The sequence below is a fragment of the Kribbella italica genome (assembly GCF_014205135.1).
Lineage (GTDB): Bacteria > Actinomycetota > Actinomycetes > Propionibacteriales > Kribbellaceae > Kribbella > Kribbella italica.
Genome location: NZ_JACHMY010000001.1, coordinates 2,899,925 through 2,917,537, shown reverse-complemented (window position 1 = coordinate 2,917,537; position 17,613 = coordinate 2,899,925). Strand labels below are relative to the sequence as shown.

The window sequence follows — 17,613 nt, the reverse complement described above, 5'->3', positions numbered from 1 at the left end:
CAACGATTCAGCGGAGCCGGTCGTAGACGACCGCGATCTCGCCCAGGTCGCCCGCCTCCTGGTACGACAGCTTCCACTTGGTGGCCGGCAGCCCGTCGTCGAACAGCCGCGCGCTGCCGCCGGCGATCTCGGGCAGGACCGTCAGGTACAGCCGGTCGATCAGGTCCGCCGCGAGCAGCGGCTTGATGATGCTGGAGCTGCTGTTGACGAGGATGTCGCCCTCGCCGGTCGCCTTCAGCTCGGTGAGCACCTCGGCGACCGGCGCGTTCACCAGCCGGGTGCGCTCCCACGGTGCCTCGGTCAGCGTGGTCGAGAAGACGACCTTCTCGACGTCGGTCAGCCACTTCGCGTACCCGCGGTCGCGCGGGTCGGCGTTCTCGTCGCCGGCCACCGAGGGCCAGAAGCCGAGGAAGCCCTCGGCGTTGAGCCGGCCGAGGACGGCGGTGGTCGCGTGCTCCCACATCCGGCTCATCTGGTCCCGGGCGACGTTCGAGGTCACGTACGGCGCGATGGCGGCGAAGTCGGCCGGCCCGCCGGCGCCGTGGTAGCGCCCGTCGAGGGTCAGGGCCAGGTTCGCGGTGATGGTGCGGTTGCTCATTTCGGTGAGTCCTTCGTGGTTGGTGGTGTGGCGGTGGATACGGCGTGGAGCAGGTTGTCGAGCACTTGTCCCCAGCCGGCGCCGATGCCGGCGATGTACGGGACGGCCTCGACGGTCGTCTCGGTGATGCGGAGGTCGAGGCGCAGCCGGGTCCCCTGTGGGTCGGCGGCGAGCGACAGGTCGTGGTCGGAGGTGAAGGAGATCGCGCTCTCGGAGTCGAGCACCGAGAGCGTGAACCCGAGCTGCTCGGGTTCCTGGACGGCGTGGACGGTGCCTTCGGAGCGGTACCGCCGCCCTTCGGCGTCGGCGTACTCGAGGACGGACCGGCCGCCGATCGTCGGCTCGATGGCGCAGTCGACGACCTTCATCGACGACGGCACCCACCACGCGGCGAGCAGGGTGGGATCGATCCAGTGCTGCCAGACGACGTCCACCGGTGCCGGCAGCAGCCGCTCGAACGAGAAGACCCGGCCGTCGGCCCATCGGTCCTTGTCCGCCGCCGCGGACTCCGTGTCGATGGCGGTCCGGTAGCGGGCGATCACGTCCCGCTCGTCCGCGTGGGCGACGGTCGTGTCGACCAGCTCGTTCAGCCGGCGGACGAGGGCCTGCAGTGGTTCGGTCTCGAGCGCGTACACCCGGCGCTGGCCGAGCGGGAAGACGGTCACGAGCCCGGCCTTGGCCAGCGTCTGAAGGTGCTTGGTCGTCTGCGGTTGCCGGAGCCCGGTCAGGCCGGCCAGCTCACCGACCGATCGGGGTCGCTCGGCCAGCAGCTCGACCAGGCGCCACCTGGCGCTGTCCCCGAGTACTGCGGCGATCTGTTCCATGGCCTGAAGTATTCACCACCAAGAATATTCTTGTCAATGAATATCTTGACCTGTCGAGAATGGGACAGTGACTCCGACGTTGCTGACGACAGGCGCCGGGGTGGCGTCGAATCAGGAGGAGCTGGGATGAAGTACATGCTGCTGATCCACTCGAACAAGCAGGGCTGGGACGAGATGCCCACGCAGTGGACGGAGGACGACGTCAAGGCCATGGTCGGCTACATGGACGCCATCAACCGCGACCTGCAGGCGGCCGGGGAGATGGTCGAGGGACGCGGCCTGGCCGGGCCCGACCAGATGAAGAACGTGCGGGCCGGCGACAACGGCGAGCCGCTGGTCACCGACGGACCGTTCAGCGAGACCAAGGAGGTCCTGGCCGGCTACTGGGTGGTCGACGTCGCGAGCGAGCAGCGCGCCCTGGAGATCGCTCTCCGGATCTCCCTGGCGCCTGGCCCGGGCGGTCGCCCGACCAACCAGAACGTCGAGGTCCACCCCGAGGGCGAAGCACCCGCCTGATAACCGGTGGCTCGACGGGGCCGGCGTGGCTAGCGTCGACGTCCATGGACCCGAAGGAGATCGTCAGGCGCGGGTACGACGCCTTGTCGGTGCGGTACGACGAGGCGTACGGCGGTGAGTCGAAGTACGGGCCCTGGATCGACCGGCTGCTCGAGCGCCTCGACGACGGCAGCCGGGTCCTCGACATCGGCTGCGGGAGCGGACTCCCGCTCGCTCGCGACCTCGCGGCCGCCGGGCATGCCGTCACCGGAGTCGACCTCAGCGAGGTGCAGATCCGCCGCGCGCGGGAGCTGGTGCCGGAGGCGGAGTTCGTGCACGCCGACGCGGCGTCGCTCGCCTTCCCGGCCGAGTCGTTCGACGCCGTGGTGTCGTTCTACGCGCTCATCCACCTCCCGCAGGACGAGCAGCAGGAGCTGCTGCGGAAGGTCGCCCGGTGGTTGCGGCCTGGTGGCTGGTTCGTCTGTACGACGGGTTCGCAGGGCTGGACGGGCGTCGATGGCGACTGGCTCGACAGTGGCGTGAGCATGTGGTGGAGTCACGCGGACGCCGACACCAACCGCGCGTGGATCACGGGGAGCGGGCTGGTCGTGGAGGAGCAGGAGTTCGTGCCAGAAGGTGCCGGTGGGCACACGCTCTTCTGGGCGCGCCGGCCCTTCTAGGGTTGATCTACTTAGCGCTCGAGTTGCCGTACGACGTGGTCGGCGACCGCGGTCATGCCTGCCTCGGTCGGGTGGTACGGCACGAAGCCGCCGAGCGCTGGTGGGCGGAGGGTGAAGCCGGTGGTCCACGGCTCGGCCGAGCCCACCGCGTGCTGCTTGCTCAGGCCGGAGACCGCGACCAGCTCCGCGCCGGACTTCTCCGCGGCCGTCGCGAAGGCGGCGGCCAGGCGGTCGGCCATCAGGGCGATGCTGGGGAGCTGCTCCTCGTTCAGCGGTACGTCGAGCCGGGGGCGGGTCGCGGGCCCGACCACCGCGAGGTAGTCGACCAGCAGGACGCGCGCCGAGGGAGCGCGATCCCGGATCTCGCGGACGAGTTCGGCGAGTTGTCCCGCGGCCGCGTCGTACGCGCTGTCGTCGCGCAGGTAGCTGACCCGCGCGCGGATCCGGTTCGCGACGCGGCGGCCGAGGATCGTGGCGGGCTTGGCGAGTGTGTTCATCAGGCTGCCGCGGATGAACGCGCCGATGTACTCGAGGTCGTTGCCGCCGGCCGTCACCGTGACCAGCGCGGTGTCGGGGCCGACGGCATCGATCTGCGGGGCCGCGTCGTCCTGCCGGTCGGTGAGCAGGTGCGCGGTCGTCGCGCCGGAGTACGTGACGTCGACGAGGTCGAGCCCGAGCCGCTCGGCGACCAGGTGCGGGTAGTTGCGCCCCGACCGGCCCGCGGCCTTGTCCAGCACGGGCGCGATGCCAGGTCCGGCCGCGAAGGAACTGCCGAGCGCGACGTACCGACTGCCAGGTGAGATCACACCCGCCAACCTACCGCGAGCGCTCCCGCCGGGCAGCGGGATCGCCGCGCGGTAGGCGGACGCGGGGAGCGCTCTCTCAGCTGGTCCAGCGGCCGCGGTGGACCAGGTCACCGGTCGGCTTGCGGCGCTTGCTCAGGTTGCGCGGCGGTTCGTCGGAGTAGCCGATCGAGATCGCGCCGATCGGCATGAAGTGGTCCGGTACGCCGAACTGCTCGCGGTACACCGGGATCCGGTCGGCCGGCAGCCCGAAGAAGCACGCGCCGAGCCCTTCGTCGACCGCGGTCTGCAGGATCAGCAGCGCCGACATGCCCGCGTCGATGTCCCAGTACGGCACCGGCCACCAGTCCTCGGACCGGTCGTCGTGCCCCTTGTCCGGCTCGGCGTACCGGTCGAGGTAGGCGTCCTTGTTCGAGTGCACGACGATCAGCAACGGCGTCTCGACGTTCGCCGCCAGCCAGTTCTCCGGCTCCTCGTCGGGCCGGGCCGCGTCCCGGAACCGCGCGATGTCGTCCTGCGTGTCCAGCACCAGGTACCCGAACCCCTGCGAGAACCCCGCCGACGGCGCCCGCAGCGCGTTGTCGAGGATCCGCTCGACGATCTCCTCCGGCACCGCCCGCCCCACGTCGTACCGCCGAACCATCCGCCGCCGCCGCACCACATCCTGAAAGTCCATGCGTGCAAAGTACGTGCTCGCGGGCCGCTTCGGTACAGCAATTCCGTGGCTGGGTCGCCGGGCGCATAGGCTCCGGCCCGTGAGTGAAGACTTCGGGAGTTCCGGGATCAGGGAGCGCGTTCTGGCCGGCTGGGCGGCGGCGCCGGTGCGGTTTCGGGAGGATGCGAACGCCGAGGAGGATCTGGCGCTCGGCGGGTACCTGGATCGGGTGGTGGTCGAGCTCGCGCAGAACGCGGCGGATGCTGCCGTGCGGGCGGGGGTGCCGGGGCGGGTGCGGTTCTCGCTGCGGGACCAGACGCTGGTGGTCGCCAACACCGGTACGTCGCTGACGGCGGCCGGCGTCGAGTCGCTCGCGACGCTGCGGGCGTCCGCGAAGCGGGACGACGACCTGGAGCGCGCGGGCGGGGACCTGCGGCAGCTGGATCCGCGGGCGGTTGCGGTCGGGCGGTTCGGGGTCGGGTTCTCGGCGGTGCTCGCGGTGACGGACGAGCCGGTGATCTTGTCGCGGAGCGGTGGGGTGCGGTTCTCGCGGGCGGACACGGCGGCCGCGGTGGGGGCGCTGGGGTCGGACGGGCTGGATCTGGAGGTACGGCGGCGCGACGGGCAGGTGCCGGTGCTGCGGTTGCCGTTCCCGGCCGAGGGGGAGCCGCCGGCTGGGTTCGACACCGCGGTGATTCTGCCGCTGCGGAACGACGCTGCGCGGGAGCTCGTACGGCGGCTGCTCGCTGACGCCGGTGACCCGCTGCTGCTCGCGCTGCCTGGGTTGGAGCGGATCGAGATTGACGTTGACGGCGAGGAACGGGTGCTCGCCGACGTCACCGAGCGCTGGACGGTACGCCGGGCCGCCGGGGTGCTCGACGAGGATGCGAGAGAGCGGTTGCTGGCGGATCGCCCGACCGAGGAACGCGCGCGGCCGTACTGGTCGGTGCTCTGGGCGCTGCCGCGGTCCGGTGACGCCGACGTACCGCGGACTGTCTTCGCGCCGACGCCGACCGACGAGTCGTTGTCGCTGCCGGTGTTGCTGTTGGCAACCTTCCCGCTCGATCCGTCGCGGCGGCATGTTGCCAAGGGCCCGCTCACTGATCACCTGGTGGAGAAGGCCGCACAGGCCTATGCCCGGTTGCTGCAGACCCAGGCCGAAGCCGGAGCGAACGTCCTTCCAATGGTGCCGACCGGACTGGCTGCCGGACCGCTGGATCGCGCTCTCCGCGAGGAGATCATGAGGGTCCTGCCTGGTACGCCAATTCTTGCCGGCCTCGGGGGCCGGTACTTGGAAGAAAGTGGCGGCCAGGCTGCTCCGGAACTGCTGGCACCGCGGGACGCGGTGGTGGTGGCGGGCGCTGATGAGGCTTTCGAGGTGGTGCTGGCGCCGATGATTCCTGGGCTGGTGCGGGAGCGGCGGCAGGATCGGACGGCGTTGGAGGCGTTGGGCGTACGACGCCTGGACCTGGCCGAGGTTGTCGATCAGCTGGGAGCGGCGGGGGAGTCGCCCGAGTGGTGGCGGGAAACGTATGGAGCGCTCTCCGGGATGGTCACGGATCCCTTGCTGCGTGAGGCTTTGGGGACGTTGCCCGTGCCGCTGGCGGACGGCCGACTGGTCCGAGGCGTGCGGGGGCTGCTGCTGCCGGGACGGGAACTGCCGAGCGACGTACTGGCGACCTTCGGCGAGTATGGCGTCCGCGTGGTCCACCCGGAGGCCGCCCACGAAACCCTGGAGCGGCTGGGAGCGCTCCCCGCAACGCCCCGGACGTTGCTCGAGGACAGCGCGGTCCGCGCCGCCGTGGAGAACGCCGACGACCCCGAGCTGATCGCGGCCGCGGTGCTCGGGGTGGTTGCCGTGGATCCGAGCCAGGCCGACGGGCTGTGGTGGTTGTCCGACCTCGTCCTGCGCGACGCCGACGGCGAGCTGGTCCCGGCGAACGCGCTGGTGATCCCCGGCTCCGAGGCCGAGGCGGTGCTGGACGCGGACGAGGTCGCGCCGATCCAGCGCGACCTGCTGGACCGGTACGGCGTCGAGGCGCTGGCCGCGGTCGGCGTACTGAGTTCGCTCGGCGTGGTCGCGGCTGCCGACGTCGTGCTCGACGAGTTGCCGGAGGAGCTGGCGGATCTCGACGGGATCGAGGACTGGGCCGACGACGTCGCGCCGGACGGTTCGCGGTACGGCGTGACCGTCGGCGAGCTGGTCGCCGTACGGGATCTGGACTGGATCACCGACGACGCCTGGCCGCGGGTGCTGGACCTGTTCGGGTCCTCGCCGGAGCTGCGGCGCGCGCTGGTGGATCGGCCGCGCGTGGTCGGGCCGGACGATCGCGCGTTCGGCGTACCGTCGTACGCGGCGTGGTGGATCAGAGAGCGCGTTCTCCTGGAGGACGGCGAACCGCTGGCCGGCCGGGCGGATCCTGAGGTCGATCCGGTGCTGGCGAGTCTGCTCGATCCCGCGCCGGAGTGGACGGCGCGGCTGGATCCGGAGGTGCGGACCGCGGTCGGGCTGGTGCGGACGGTGGCCGACCTGGATGTCGACGGGGTGGGGGAGCTGCTCGACCGGTTGGCGGAGCCGCGGCGGGCGATCGGGGAGAGCGCGATCCTGAGTCTCTGGCAGCAGTTGGGGACGCTGACCGTGTTCCCGGACTCGGCTCCCGAGTACGTTCGCGTGCTCGGTGGGGCGGCGGAGCAGACCGCGCGGGCTGATGAGAGCGCGGACGCCGCGGTCGAGCTGCTGAGCCAGGTGGTTGCTGCCGGCAACGCGGTGGTCGCGGATGCTCCGATGTGGTTGCAGCGTGAGGATCTGGGCGGATTCGTGGTGGCGTTCGGAGCGGTCGCGGACGGGCTGAGCGATCTGCTCGAGGTGCCGATGGCCGGGGAAGTTGCCGCGGGCAAGGTCGAGGGGGAGGGTACGGCGGCCGACGTACCGGCGATCGTCCGCGAGCTGGTGCCGCAGGTCCCGGACACCTGGTGGGAGCACGAGGAGCTGATCGTCGACGGCGTCGAGGTCTCGTGGTGGGTCAGTGAGGACGGCGCACCGCACGCGGCGACGTTCAACGGACTGGCGAAGGCGCTCGCGTGGTCGGCCGGTCGGTGGGACCAGCGGCACGTCATCCTGGCGATCCTGAACAACCCGAGTCGCGCGTCGGAGCTGCGGATCGACGCGACCTTCGACCCACCGCCGACGAGTGGTGAGGGCTAGGAGTCGTCCCCGGTAAGGACAGCTGAGCTCTCGTCGACCAGTCTGGCCAATTGCGGATTGTCGATCTCGGCCGCCATCAGCCGAGCGGACGTGATCGCATGCGGATCGCCCAGTCGGCCGAGATGCAGATTCGCCCGGACGACAAGCTCCCGAAGATCGCAGCGCGCCGCCAACGCACCCAACTGCACCACCAGCGGCCGGGCCCGCGCGTGATCGCCCTCGTCGAGCGCCGTACCGACAGCCGTGTCGAGCACGTGTGCGTGGACCCACTGATACCGATCCGGTTCCCGGCTGGCTCGCCGGGCAGCCTGGTCCAGCCAGTGCACGACCCCTTGATAGTCCCCGCGCTCAGCCGCGAGCAGGCCGAGCCCGCGCGCCGCAATCCCTTCCCAGCAAGGGTCGTTGACCTGACACCCTAGCGCCCAGGCCTGCTCGAACCCCTCCGCCGCAGCGCCCACCTCCCCGGCGTACAGGTCCAGCTCGGCCTGCAAAGCCTGCGGCCAGGGCAGGAACGCGACCCACCGCTGCTGCCTGACCAAGTCGAGCGACTGCTCGACCACCGCACGGGCCTGGCTGTAGTCGCCGCGCAGCAGATGCGCCCGCCCGAGGATCGACAACGACCACGCCTGCTGGCGCGCATCCCCACACCGGCCGGCCAACGCGGCCGACTCCGCGAGCTGCCGCGACGCCGCCGGGTAGTCGCCGAGGTCCGACGAGTTCATCCCACGCACACCGAGGATCGCCGCGTTCTCCGCGTCCGTCTCGGCCAGGGCGGAGGCTCGCGCGAGCCGGCTCTCGGCCGTCGTACGACGCCCGGCCTGCACCTCGACGAACCCGAGCTGCCGGTACGCCGTGACAACGGTCGCCCGGTCGCCGGCGCGTTCGGCGACCAGGATCGCCTCCTGCAGCGTGATCGCGCCCTCCTCGTCCTGTCCGCGGACGGCGTGCACGAGCGCACCCCCGAGGGTGACGAGAGCGCGTCCCTGCAGCTCGACGTCGCCGCAGCGCGCTGCCTCGGAGACCGCTCTCCGAAGGCACTCCAACCCGGACTCGACGACGCCCGCGGAGACCGCCGCGCGGCCAGTCTCGTACGAGCTCAACGCCGCCGCCCGGCTCCCGACGAGGCCGAGCGTCGGCCGCTGTTCGACGGTCGAGGCCTGCCGCAGCGAGGCGGACGCCTCGATCCCCAGCTCGCGGCGCAGCATGTCCTCGCAGACCGCGACCTGCCGCAACGCGCCTGAGTGATCGCCGGAGACCGCGAGGCTGCGGACGAGCAGCTCGTGATTGCCTTGCTCCAGAGGATTCGCCGCAACCGCCTTGCTGGCAAAGGGAATCGCGTCCTCGGCGCGTCCCGCGGCGACCAGCCCGACGGCGGCCTCCCGCAGGCGGGCCTCGACGGCCGACGCGACGCGGTGACGCTCGATCGACAACCAGGACTCGAAGTCGGGGCAGGCCTCGAGCTCGACGCCTTCGAGCAGTTCCCCTTCGAACTCCAGCAACCGCGCGGGATCTGTCGCGTCGAGCACCTGGAGCACGTCCACCGTCAGCCCGTCGAGTGAACTCCTCACGGGATCACCAGAGAGCGCTCCCCGTACGCCGAGCGCCCGGCGCAGCTCCGCCAACGTCCAGCGCAGCGCACCAAGCGGATCCTCGGCGTCCGCAAACAGCAACTCCGCCAGGCGTTTGCGCGTCGGCGGCCGCTCCGCGAGCAGCACGTAGGCAAGCAACGCCCAACTCTTCCGCCCCCGCGGCGCGCGGATCAGCACCCCGTCATCCGCAATCGAGGGCCGCCCGAGCAGCCTGATCGTCCCAGCCATCACCCACCCCCGAGCCTCAGTGTGAACCCCGCCACCGGCCGGCGCCATCCCTTCTCAGAGTGGTGCCGGCCGATGCCTTGTCAGCGGCGTACGCCTACTGCCTCCAAGTACTCCGCGTGGGCCGCGATCGTGCCGTCGTCGGCCTGGTTGAAACTCCGCGGTACGTCGGCCAGCTCGGCGGCGAACCGCGCGCGGTCCGGCTCCGGCAGCGCGGCGGCCAGCTTGGTGATCGGGCCGTAGAACTCGCGGAACCACTCCGAGAAGTGCTCGGCCGAGTGGTAGCGGAACACGTACTCCCGCTTCTCCAGCGCGGTCCACTCGACCCGCTCGCCGAACAGCTCCGCCAAGTGTTCCTCGGTGCCCCACAACACGGCAGGCTTGACCCCGGCCGGCGGCGGCGCCCACTTGCCGACGACCTTGAACATCTGCCCGACCATCCCGCTCGGCGTCCAGCAGGAGAGCGCGATCTTGCCGCCCGGCTTGGTGACCCGGACCAGTTCGTCCGCGGCCCGCTGGTGGTCCGGAGCGAACATCACGCCGACCGTGCTGAGCACGAGGTCGAACGCGGCGTCCGGGACCGGCAGGTTCTCGGCGTCACCCTCGGTGAAGGTGACCGGCAGGTGCTCGGCGGTGGCGCGTTCGCGGCCCTGCTCGAGCAGGTTGGTGGCGTAGTCGATCCCGGTCGCGTCGGCGAACCGGCGGGCGGCCGCGAGAGCGGCGTTGCCCTGACCGCAGGCGACGTCCAGCGCCCGTTGCCCGGCCCGTACGTCGGCCGCCTCGACCAGCAGCTCGGCGATGATCTGCAGCGTGTTGCCGACCCGCGGGTAGTCCCCGGTCTGCCAGCCGGCCCGTTGCTTGTGCTTGATCGCGTCGAAATCGACAGCGGTACTCGTCATGGTGCTCCCCCTGCAAGTGGTTGATCGTGGGCCCAGGCAATCCGGTCACCGTGTGAAAGACCGTGTGACACCAGGGATCACCGAGAGCGAGCCATCGTTGTCAGAGGTTGGTATATCGACTGAGCAGCGCAAACCGGCGATTTCCTCAAGCGTGGCAGCAAAGTCTTGCCATCGTTGTCATCGCTACTTATAGTCCGAGAAACGTTTCAATCAGTGATTTCCACTCCGAGCAAGTGAAACGGAGATGCCTTACGTCACACCGGCCGGGCGCGATGAAGCGCGCCGACTGAGGCCGAGCCACACCCTCGGACCGAAGGAGATCCGATCGTGAACGACGCGCCGCGCCCGCAGTTCGAGAACGTCGCCGACGTTCTGCGCCACCAGATGAGCCGCCGCAGTGTGGTCGGGGGAGGTGCCGCGATGGGACTCACCGGTCTGCTCGCCGCCTGTTCCGGCAGCGGCTCGTACTCCGACAAGCCGGCCGACAAACCGGCCGGCACCAGGTCGGTGCAGATCGGCAAGGCGAACATCCCCACGCCGCGCGACCAGACGGTCGTGATCGGCCAGGTCGAGTACAACGTGTTCGACAGCTTCAACACGATGATCCCGAACGGCTGGCAGTCCGGCGCCGGCTTCGAGTCGGTCTGCCGCGAGGCGATGTTCTACCTCAACCTGGCCAGCGGCGAGCTGAAACCCTGGCTGTGCACGGGATACGAGTACAACGCCGACCACACGGAGCTGACCTTCAAGTTCGACCCGAAGGCGAAGTGGAGCGACGGCAAGCCGCTGACCGCGAACGACTTCAAGTTCACCGTGCTGCTGCTCAAGGACCGCAAGGACCTGTTCGGCGGCGGCGGTGACCTGGCCGAGTTCGTCCAGTCGGTCGAGGTACCGGACGCGCAGACCGCGGTGATGAAGCTGAAGAAGCCCGGCCCGCGGATGCACTACAACTTCGTCGCGGCGATCGCGAGCGCGTTCGACATCCTGCCCGAGCACATCTGGAAGACCCAGGACCCGACCAAGTTCAAGGAGAACCCGCCGACCCGCAGCGGCCCGTACAAGCTGAAGCAGACGATCCGCAGCCAGCGGATGTTCGTCTGGGAGAAGAACCCGGACTACTGGGCCAAGGAGCAGCTCGACCCGGCGCCGCAGTACGTCGTGTACCAGAGCACGGCCAAGCAGCTGGACTCCGCGGCGCTGGCTTTCGAGCGGGCGGAGTTCGACGTCGGCTCGATCGACGAGCAGCACGCCAAGCAGCTGCGCAACACCGGCTACCCGGCGATGGTCACCACCCAGTTCCACGACCCGAACCCGCGGATCATCTGGCCGAACTGCGACCCGGCCCGCGGTGTGATCGCCGAGCCGAAGATGCGCCAGGCGATCAACTACATGATCGACCGGGAGAAGATCGGGACGTCGATCTGGCCGGTGAAGGTGCCGCCGGCGATCTACCCGTGGGCGGACTACCCGAGCAACGACGCGTGGAAGAACGACGAGCTGGCCGAGAAGTACAAGTTCGAGTACAGCCCGGACAAGGCGAACGCGCTGCTGGACGAGATCGCGCCGAAGAACGCGGCCGGCAAGCGGACGTACAAGGGCAAGGAGGTCAACCTCGAGTTCATCACCGCCTCGCCCGTCGACGGTCCTGAGTACGCGATCGCCAACGTGATCAAGACCGATCTGGCCAAGGTCGGGGTGCCGGCGACGCTGCGCAGCCTGAGCGGTCCGGTGCACAGCGAGAAGTTCCAGCGCGGCGAGTTCGACCTGGACTCCAACTGGGACGGTATTTCCTTCGATCCCCAGCAGCTGTACACGAACTGGACCAGCGACAAGGCCCAGCCGATCGGCAAGAACGCCGCCGACAAGAACAAGCAGCGGTTCAAGAATCCGGAGTTCGACGCGGTGTCGGCCAAGCTCGCCGTGCTGGACCCGAAGAGCGCCGAGGCCAAGCCGCTGCTGGACCAGGCGCTGGAGATCTACTTCCAGCAACTGCCGCAGATGCCGGTGATCCAGACCGGTTACCCGTCGTACTTCAACACCAGCTTCTGGACCGGGTGGCCGACCGACGAGGACCTGTACCAGGTCCCGCTGAACTGGTGGTCGCACTTCATCTTCGTGCTCGGAAGGTTGAAGGCGACCGGCCAGAAGGGTCCGGCGTGACGGCGACCGCGCCGTCCGCGACCGTCGTGGAGGAGAGCGCCGAGAGCGCTCCCTCCCGCGGTCTGCGGCCCTGGCTGGCGCGGCACCCGCTGGCGGCGTACGCGATCCGGCGGTTCGGCCTGTACCTGATCGAGCTGTGGGGCGCGCTGACCATCGCGTTCTTCTTCTTCCGGCTGATCCCGGGTGACCCGATCCAGACGCTGATCCAGACCCTGCAGCAGAACTACGTCTACAACCAGCAGGCCAGTACGGAGGTGATCGCGCGCTACCAGGCCGAGTTCGGGCTCGACGGCAACATCTTCGTCCAGTACCTGAAGTACATGCAGAACCTGATCTTCCACGGCGACCTCGGGCCGTCGCTGATCAACTACCCGACCCCGGCCCAGGACGTCATCCTGCGGTCGTTGCCGTGGACCATCGGTCTGCTCGGCATGGCCGCGGTGATCAGCTGGGTGCTCGGCGTGCTGATCGGCGCGATCGTCGGCTGGCGGCGCGGCAAGCTCGGATCGACGATCGTCACGAACCTGTCGATCGCGTTGTCGCACGTCCCGTTCTTCTTCGTCGCGCTGATCCTGGTCTACGTGTTCGCCTACACGCTGGGCTGGCTGCCCGCGCGGTCGGCGTACGACTCGACGATCAGTCCGGGCTTCAGCCTCGACTTCATCGGGAGCGTGATCAAGTACGGGTTCCTGCCGGCGATGTCGATCGTGCTGATCGGGACGTTCAGCTGGATCCTGTCCACCCGGAGCTGATGGTGCCGGTGCTCGGCGAGGACTACCTGGTGTACGCCGAGGCGAAGGGCCTCAAGCCCTGGCGGGTCCTGACCCGGTACGCGCTGCGCAACTGCTACCTGCCGCAGATCACCGCGTTCGGCATCTCGCTCGGGTTCATCTTCAACGGCAACGTCCTGGTGGAGCAGCTGTTCAACTACCCGGGGCTGGGATCGACGCTGGTGACGGCGATCCAGCAGCTCGACTTCAACACCATTCTCGGTGTGACCGACATGGCGATCTTCTCCGTGCTCACCGCCGTCCTGCTGCTCGACCTCCTCCTGCCTCTGCTTGACCCTCGGGTCAAGTACTGGAAGTGATCGCGATGAGACTACTGACCGCGACCGGACAGACGATCCGGCACAGTCCGCGGCTCGCGACCGGGCTGGGGGTGCTGGCGGCGATGATCCTGCTGGCGATCTTCAGCCCGCTGATCGTCGATGCCATCGGCAACGGCAAGGACCCGCTCGAGTTCGCGGCGTACGAGAAGTGGCTGGTGCCGGGACCGGACCACCTGCTCGGCACCGACCAGTTCGGCCGGGACGTGCTGGCGATGGTGGTCAGCGCGACCTCGGTCTCGCTGCAGATCGGCGCGATCGCCGGCGTCATCTCGACCGTGGTCGGGGTGGTCGTCGCGTTCGTGGCCGGCTACAAGGGCGGCTGGGTGGACAACGTGCTGTCCACCTTCACCGGGATCCTGCTGGTGATCCCGACGTTCCCGCTGCTGATCGCGCTCTCGGCGTACGCCAAGAACGTCAGCCTGTTCCAGGTCGGCGTGATGATCTCGATCTTCAGCTGGCCGTTCGCGGCCAAGACGATCCGGTCCCAGGTGCTCAGCCTGCGGTCACGCCCGTACGTCGACCTGGCGCGGGTGAGCAAGGCCCGCGACCTCGAGATCATCGTCACCGAACTGCTCCCGAACCTGTTGCCGTTCATCGGGGTCGGGTTCGCCTCGTCGGCGCTCGGCGCGATCTTCGGCCTGGTCGGCCTGGAGGTGATCGGGCTCGGACCCGGTGGCGTGATCGATCTCGGGCAGATCATCTTCAACGCGATCAACACCGGCGCGCTGACCCTCGGCGCCTGGCCGATGTTCGTGGTCCCGATCGTGTTGCTGACGGCGCTGTTCGCGGCGCTGAACATGATCAACATCGGTCTCGAAGAGGTCTACAACCCGCGACTGAGAGGAGTGGCCGGTGAGTGACGACGACATCGTGCTGGAGATCTCCGGCCTGGAGGTCGGCTACTCCACCACCAAGGGCGAGGTGAAAGCGGTCCGTGGACTCGATCTCGCCGTCCGGCGGGGCGAGATCCTCGGGATCGCGGGAGAGTCCGGCAGCGGCAAGAGCACGCTCGCCGTCGCGCTGCTGCGGTTGCTGAAGCCGCCGGGCAAGGTCACCGGGGGAAGCGCGATCTTCCGTCCCCGCGGGCGTTCTCCGGTCGACCTGCTGAAGGTCGACGGCGAGGAGTTGCGCGTCCTGCGCTGGAGCGCGCTCTCCTACCTCCCGCAGGGCTCGATGAGCTCCCTGAACCCGGTGATGCGGATCGGCGACCAGTTCCGCGACGTCATCCTGGAGCACGCGCCGGAACGCAAGAGCACGCTCTCCGAGCTGATCCCGCGACTGCTCGCGCAGGTGGGGCTGGACACCGACGTCGCGCGGATGTACCCGCACGAGTTGTCCGGCGGGATGAAGCAGCGGGTGCTGATGGCGATCTGCGTCGCGCTCGAACCCGATCTGGTGATCGCCGATGAGCCGACCACCGCGCTGGACGTGACGATCCAGCGCGTGATCCTGCAGAGCCTGGTCGACCTGCAACGCGACTTCGGCGTCACGCTGGTGGTGATCTCGCACGACATGGGTGTGCACGCGCAGCTGGTCGACCGGGTCGCTGTCATGTACGAGGGCGAGCTGGTCGAGGTCGGCGACGTACGGCAGGTCTACAAGCAGCCGAAGCACGAGTACACCCGGCAACTGATCGAATCGATTCCGCGGCTCGGCAGGAGGGCATCGTGACCAAGACGATCGAGCTCAGTGGCGTCCAGCAACGGTTCCACGCCCGCGGCGCGGCCGGCGGCTACCTGACCGCGGTCGAGGACGCGAGCTTCACGCTCTCCCCGGAGCCGCCGCAGGTGGTCAGCCTGGTCGGCCAGAGCGGCAGCGGCAAGAGCACCATCGCGCGCAACGTGCTCGGACTGCAGAAGCCGACCAGCGGCACCATCAAGTACGGCGGCAAGGACATCTTCAAGCTCGACCGGGCCGAGTACGACGACTACCGTCGCAACGTGCAACCGGTCTTCCAGGACCCGTACGCGATCTTCAACCCCTTCTACCGCGTCGATCGGGTGCTCTGGAAGGCGGTCAAGAAGTTCGGCCTGGCCAAGACCCAGGCCGAGGGCCTGGCCATGATCGAGCGCTCCCTCGAAGCGGTGAAGCTGGAGCCGGAGCGCGTTCTCGGCCGGTACCCGCACCAGCTGTCCGGTGGCCAGCGGCAACGGGTGATGCTGGCCAGGATCCACATGCTCCGGCCGGCTTTCGTGATCGCCGACGAACCGGTGTCGATGCTCGACGCCCAGGTCCGCCGGCTGTTCCTCGACATCCTGCTGGACTTCCAGCGCGAGCACGGGATGACGACGCTGTTCATCACCCACGACCTGTCGACCGTCTACTACCTCGGCGGCCAGGTGATGGTGATCAACCGCGGCCGGATCGTCGAACGAGGCCCCGTCGACACCGTCATGCACGAGCCGTCGCACCCCTACACCAAGTTGCTGCTGGACTCGATCCCACAACCCGATCCCGACCTGCGCTGGACCGGCCGGATCGAGGTCGACGAGCTGTCCGGTACGGCCGAGGCCGGTACGCCGAAGGCGAGTGCGCCGGAGACCCCGATCATCTGAACGACGTATTGAGTCGGGGTCCGGCGGCCATTAATTCGGGGTCGTCAGGGCTTTGCAAGATCGTCACTGTGTGCGTCTCTTGACGCGTGAGGTGAGGGCTCGGTTACGGTGAGTGCGTATCCAGCCGGACTGGCCGAGCGTGGGGCGAACTGGGCGCCCCGAGCAGTCGTCCGCCGGCCAGTTCCGTCCCGCGTCGGTGTTGCCGCCGACGCCTGGGCGGGGTGTCGGCTGGAAAGTCATCCCTCTCCGACGAGTCGTTGACTGCCGCCTGCGCACGATGCGTTTCTGCATACCCGAGTAGAGCTGTCCGTCCGATCGCCGACCTGACCCCGGGGTTCCCGGGGCGCTGTGTGCTGCGATCGGGCGGTCCAACCGAATGGTGGTGCATTCCGCGTGACCCTGACCGAACCGGCGTCCTCCGACGCCCCAGCGCAGCGACCGCAACTCAGCCTCGGGACCGCCGCCGCGCGGAACCTGGCGACCACGACCAAGTCCGAGCCGCAGATGCAGGGCATCACCTCGCGGTGGCTGCTCAAGATGCTGCCCTGGGTGCAGGTGAACGGCGGCGCGTACCGGGTGAACCGGCGGCTCAGCTACGCCGTCGGCGACGGCCGGGTCACCTTCACCACCAGCGGTGCCGAGGTCCGGGTGATCCCGCAGGAGCTGTGCGAGCTCGCGCTGCTGCGCAGCTTCGACGACGTCGAGGTGCTGGCCGCCCTGGCCGACCGGTTCGAGCAGCAGGAGTTCCAGCCCGGTGACGTGATCGTCGAGCGCGGGCACGCCGCGGACCGGATCTGCCTGATCGCGCACGGCAAGGTGAGCAAGATCGGCGCCGGCAAGTACGGCGACGAATCGGTGCTGGAAACCCTGGCCGACGGCGACCACTTCACCTACCGCGCGATCCTGGAGTCCGAGGACTACTGGGAGTACACCGTCAAGGCGATCACGCCGTGCACGCTGCTGACGCTGTCGCAAGACTCCTTCGAGGAACTGGTCGGCCGGTCGGACAGCCTGCGGGCGCACATCGAGGCGTTCCGGGCCAACCCGCAGCCCGACCAGGACGAGTTCGGAGAGGCCGAGATCGCGCTCTCCGCGGGGCACGAGGGCGAGTCCGACCTGCCCGGGACGTACGTCGACTACGAGACGACGCCGCGGGAGTACGAGCTGAGCGTCGCGCAGACCGTGCTCCGGGTGCACACCCGGGTCGCCGATCTCTACAACCACCCGATGGACCAGACCGAGCAGCAGTTGCGGCTGACCATCGAGGCGCTGCGCGAGCGCCAGGAGCACGAGATGGTGAACAACCGCGACTTCGGGCTGCTGCACAACGCGGACCTGAGCATGCGGGTCCCGACCCGCACCGGGCCGCCGACGCCGGGCGACCTGGACGAGCTGCTCGGGATGGTCTGGAAGGACCCGGCGTTCTTCCTGGCCCACCCGCGCTCGATCGCGGCGTTCGGGCGGGAGTGCACGAAGGCCGGGATCTACCCGGACAGCGTGGACTTCGGCGGGCACCGGGTCCCGGCCTGGAGGGGTGTGCCGATCTTCCCGTGCAACAAGATCGGCATCAGCGAGACCCGGACCAGCTCGATCCTGCTGATGCGCACGGGGGAGGACAGCCAGGGCGTCGTCGGTCTGCAGCAGACCGGTCTGCCCGACGAGTACGAGCCGGGGCTGTCGGTGCGCTTCATGAACATCAACGAGAAGGCGATCATCAACTACCTGGTGAGCGCCTACTACTCGGCCGCCGTACTCGTCCCGGACGCGCTCGGAATCCTCGAGGGCGTCGAGATCGGGCGCGAGGGCTAGGCCCG

General features: G+C 69.1%; 16 protein-coding genes. 10 read left to right on the top strand and 6 right to left on the bottom strand.

Translation table 11 applies throughout. The features are described 5' to 3' along the window. Positions 1–7: 7 nt before the first annotated feature. Positions 8–598, bottom strand: coding sequence for a dihydrofolate reductase family protein (locus HDA39_RS13445; protein ID WP_184795548.1), 591 nt, complete (start codon positions 596–598; stop codon positions 8–10). Beyond that, the gene (locus tag HDA39_RS13440; RefSeq protein WP_184795547.1) at positions 595–1,422 is read right to left on the bottom strand and encodes a metalloregulator ArsR/SmtB family transcription factor; all 828 of its coding nucleotides are present in this window, start codon (positions 1,420–1,422) and stop codon (positions 595–597) included. Before HDA39_RS13440 ends, HDA39_RS13445 begins: the two co-directional genes overlap by 4 nt. 126 nt (positions 1,423–1,548) lie before the next feature. On the opposite strand from HDA39_RS13440, the gene HDA39_RS13435 reads away from it, so the two are divergent. Both HDA39_RS13435 and HDA39_RS13430 read left to right on the top strand, forming a co-directional pair. After that, positions 1,549–1,938 (top strand): YciI family protein, encoded by a 390-nt coding sequence (locus tag HDA39_RS13435; RefSeq protein WP_184795546.1) that lies wholly within the window; start codon positions 1,549–1,551, stop codon positions 1,936–1,938. A gap of 44 nt (positions 1,939–1,982) precedes the next feature. After that, positions 1,983–2,597, top strand: coding sequence for a class I SAM-dependent methyltransferase (locus HDA39_RS13430; RefSeq protein WP_184795545.1), 615 nt, complete (start codon positions 1,983–1,985; stop codon positions 2,595–2,597). A gap of 11 nt (positions 2,598–2,608) precedes the next feature. Here the strand turns inward: HDA39_RS13430 and HDA39_RS13425 are convergent, their stop codons facing one another. Together HDA39_RS13425 and HDA39_RS13420 are read right to left on the bottom strand one after the other, a co-directional pair. Next, positions 2,609–3,403, bottom strand: a complete 795-nt coding sequence (locus HDA39_RS13425; RefSeq protein WP_202892990.1) for a GDSL-type esterase/lipase family protein — start codon at positions 3,401–3,403, stop codon at positions 2,609–2,611. Positions 3,404–3,479: 76 nt separating this feature from the next. Next, entirely contained in the window at positions 3,480–4,076 is a 597-nt protein-coding gene (locus tag HDA39_RS13420; RefSeq protein WP_184795544.1) for a nitroreductase family protein, read from the bottom strand. A 79-nt stretch (positions 4,077–4,155) separates the two neighbouring features. On the opposite strand from HDA39_RS13420, the gene HDA39_RS13415 reads away from it, so the two are divergent. Next, on the top strand, positions 4,156–7,260 hold the full coding sequence (locus HDA39_RS13415; protein WP_184795543.1) for a sacsin N-terminal ATP-binding-like domain-containing protein: 3,105 nt from the start codon (positions 4,156–4,158) through the stop codon (positions 7,258–7,260). Here HDA39_RS13415 and HDA39_RS13410 read toward each other — a convergent pair. Next, on the bottom strand, positions 7,257–9,077 hold the full coding sequence (locus HDA39_RS13410; RefSeq protein WP_184795542.1) for an AfsR/SARP family transcriptional regulator: 1,821 nt from the start codon (positions 9,075–9,077) through the stop codon (positions 7,257–7,259). The genes HDA39_RS13415 and HDA39_RS13410 overlap by 4 nt on opposite strands. A gap of 80 nt (positions 9,078–9,157) precedes the next feature. After that, positions 9,158–9,973 carry a class I SAM-dependent methyltransferase gene (locus HDA39_RS13405; protein ID WP_184795541.1) on the bottom strand — a complete coding sequence of 272 codons (816 nt, stop codon included), beginning with the start codon at positions 9,971–9,973 and terminating at the stop codon, positions 9,158–9,160. 327 nt (positions 9,974–10,300) lie between these two features. Here HDA39_RS13405 and HDA39_RS13400 point away from each other — a divergent pair, with 327 nt between their 5' ends. The 7 genes from HDA39_RS13400 (at position 10,301) to HDA39_RS13375 (ending at position 17,608) form a co-directional block, all read left to right on the top strand. Further along, complete coding sequence (locus tag HDA39_RS13400) at positions 10,301–12,133, top strand: ABC transporter substrate-binding protein (protein WP_184795540.1); 1,833 nt, start codon at positions 10,301–10,303, stop codon at positions 12,131–12,133. After that, positions 12,130–12,885 (top strand): ABC transporter permease, encoded by a 756-nt coding sequence (locus tag HDA39_RS43685; protein ID WP_337925738.1) that lies wholly within the window; start codon positions 12,130–12,132, stop codon positions 12,883–12,885. Before HDA39_RS13400 ends, HDA39_RS43685 begins: the two co-directional genes overlap by 4 nt. Beyond that, positions 12,885–13,223 (top strand): ABC transporter permease subunit, encoded by a 339-nt coding sequence (locus tag HDA39_RS43210; RefSeq protein WP_273481759.1) that lies wholly within the window; start codon positions 12,885–12,887, stop codon positions 13,221–13,223. Before HDA39_RS43685 ends, HDA39_RS43210 begins: the two co-directional genes overlap by 1 nt. Positions 13,224–13,228: 5 nt before the next feature. Then, positions 13,229–14,104 (top strand): ABC transporter permease, encoded by an 876-nt coding sequence (locus HDA39_RS13390; RefSeq protein WP_184795539.1) that lies wholly within the window; start codon positions 13,229–13,231, stop codon positions 14,102–14,104. Continuing rightward, entirely contained in the window at positions 14,097–14,915 is an 819-nt protein-coding gene (locus HDA39_RS13385) for an ATP-binding cassette domain-containing protein (RefSeq protein WP_184795538.1), read from the top strand. Before HDA39_RS13390 ends, HDA39_RS13385 begins: the two co-directional genes overlap by 8 nt. Further along, entirely contained in the window at positions 14,912–15,799 is an 888-nt protein-coding gene (locus tag HDA39_RS13380; RefSeq protein WP_184795537.1) for an ATP-binding cassette domain-containing protein, read from the top strand. The genes HDA39_RS13385 and HDA39_RS13380 overlap by 4 nt, the downstream gene beginning before the upstream one ends. Positions 15,800–16,192: 393 nt before the next feature. Continuing rightward, positions 16,193–17,608: a family 2B encapsulin nanocompartment shell protein gene (locus tag HDA39_RS13375; RefSeq protein ID WP_337925737.1), complete on the top strand. Its 1,416-nt coding sequence runs from the start codon at positions 16,193–16,195 to the stop codon at positions 17,606–17,608. Positions 17,609–17,613 lie beyond the last annotated feature (5 nt).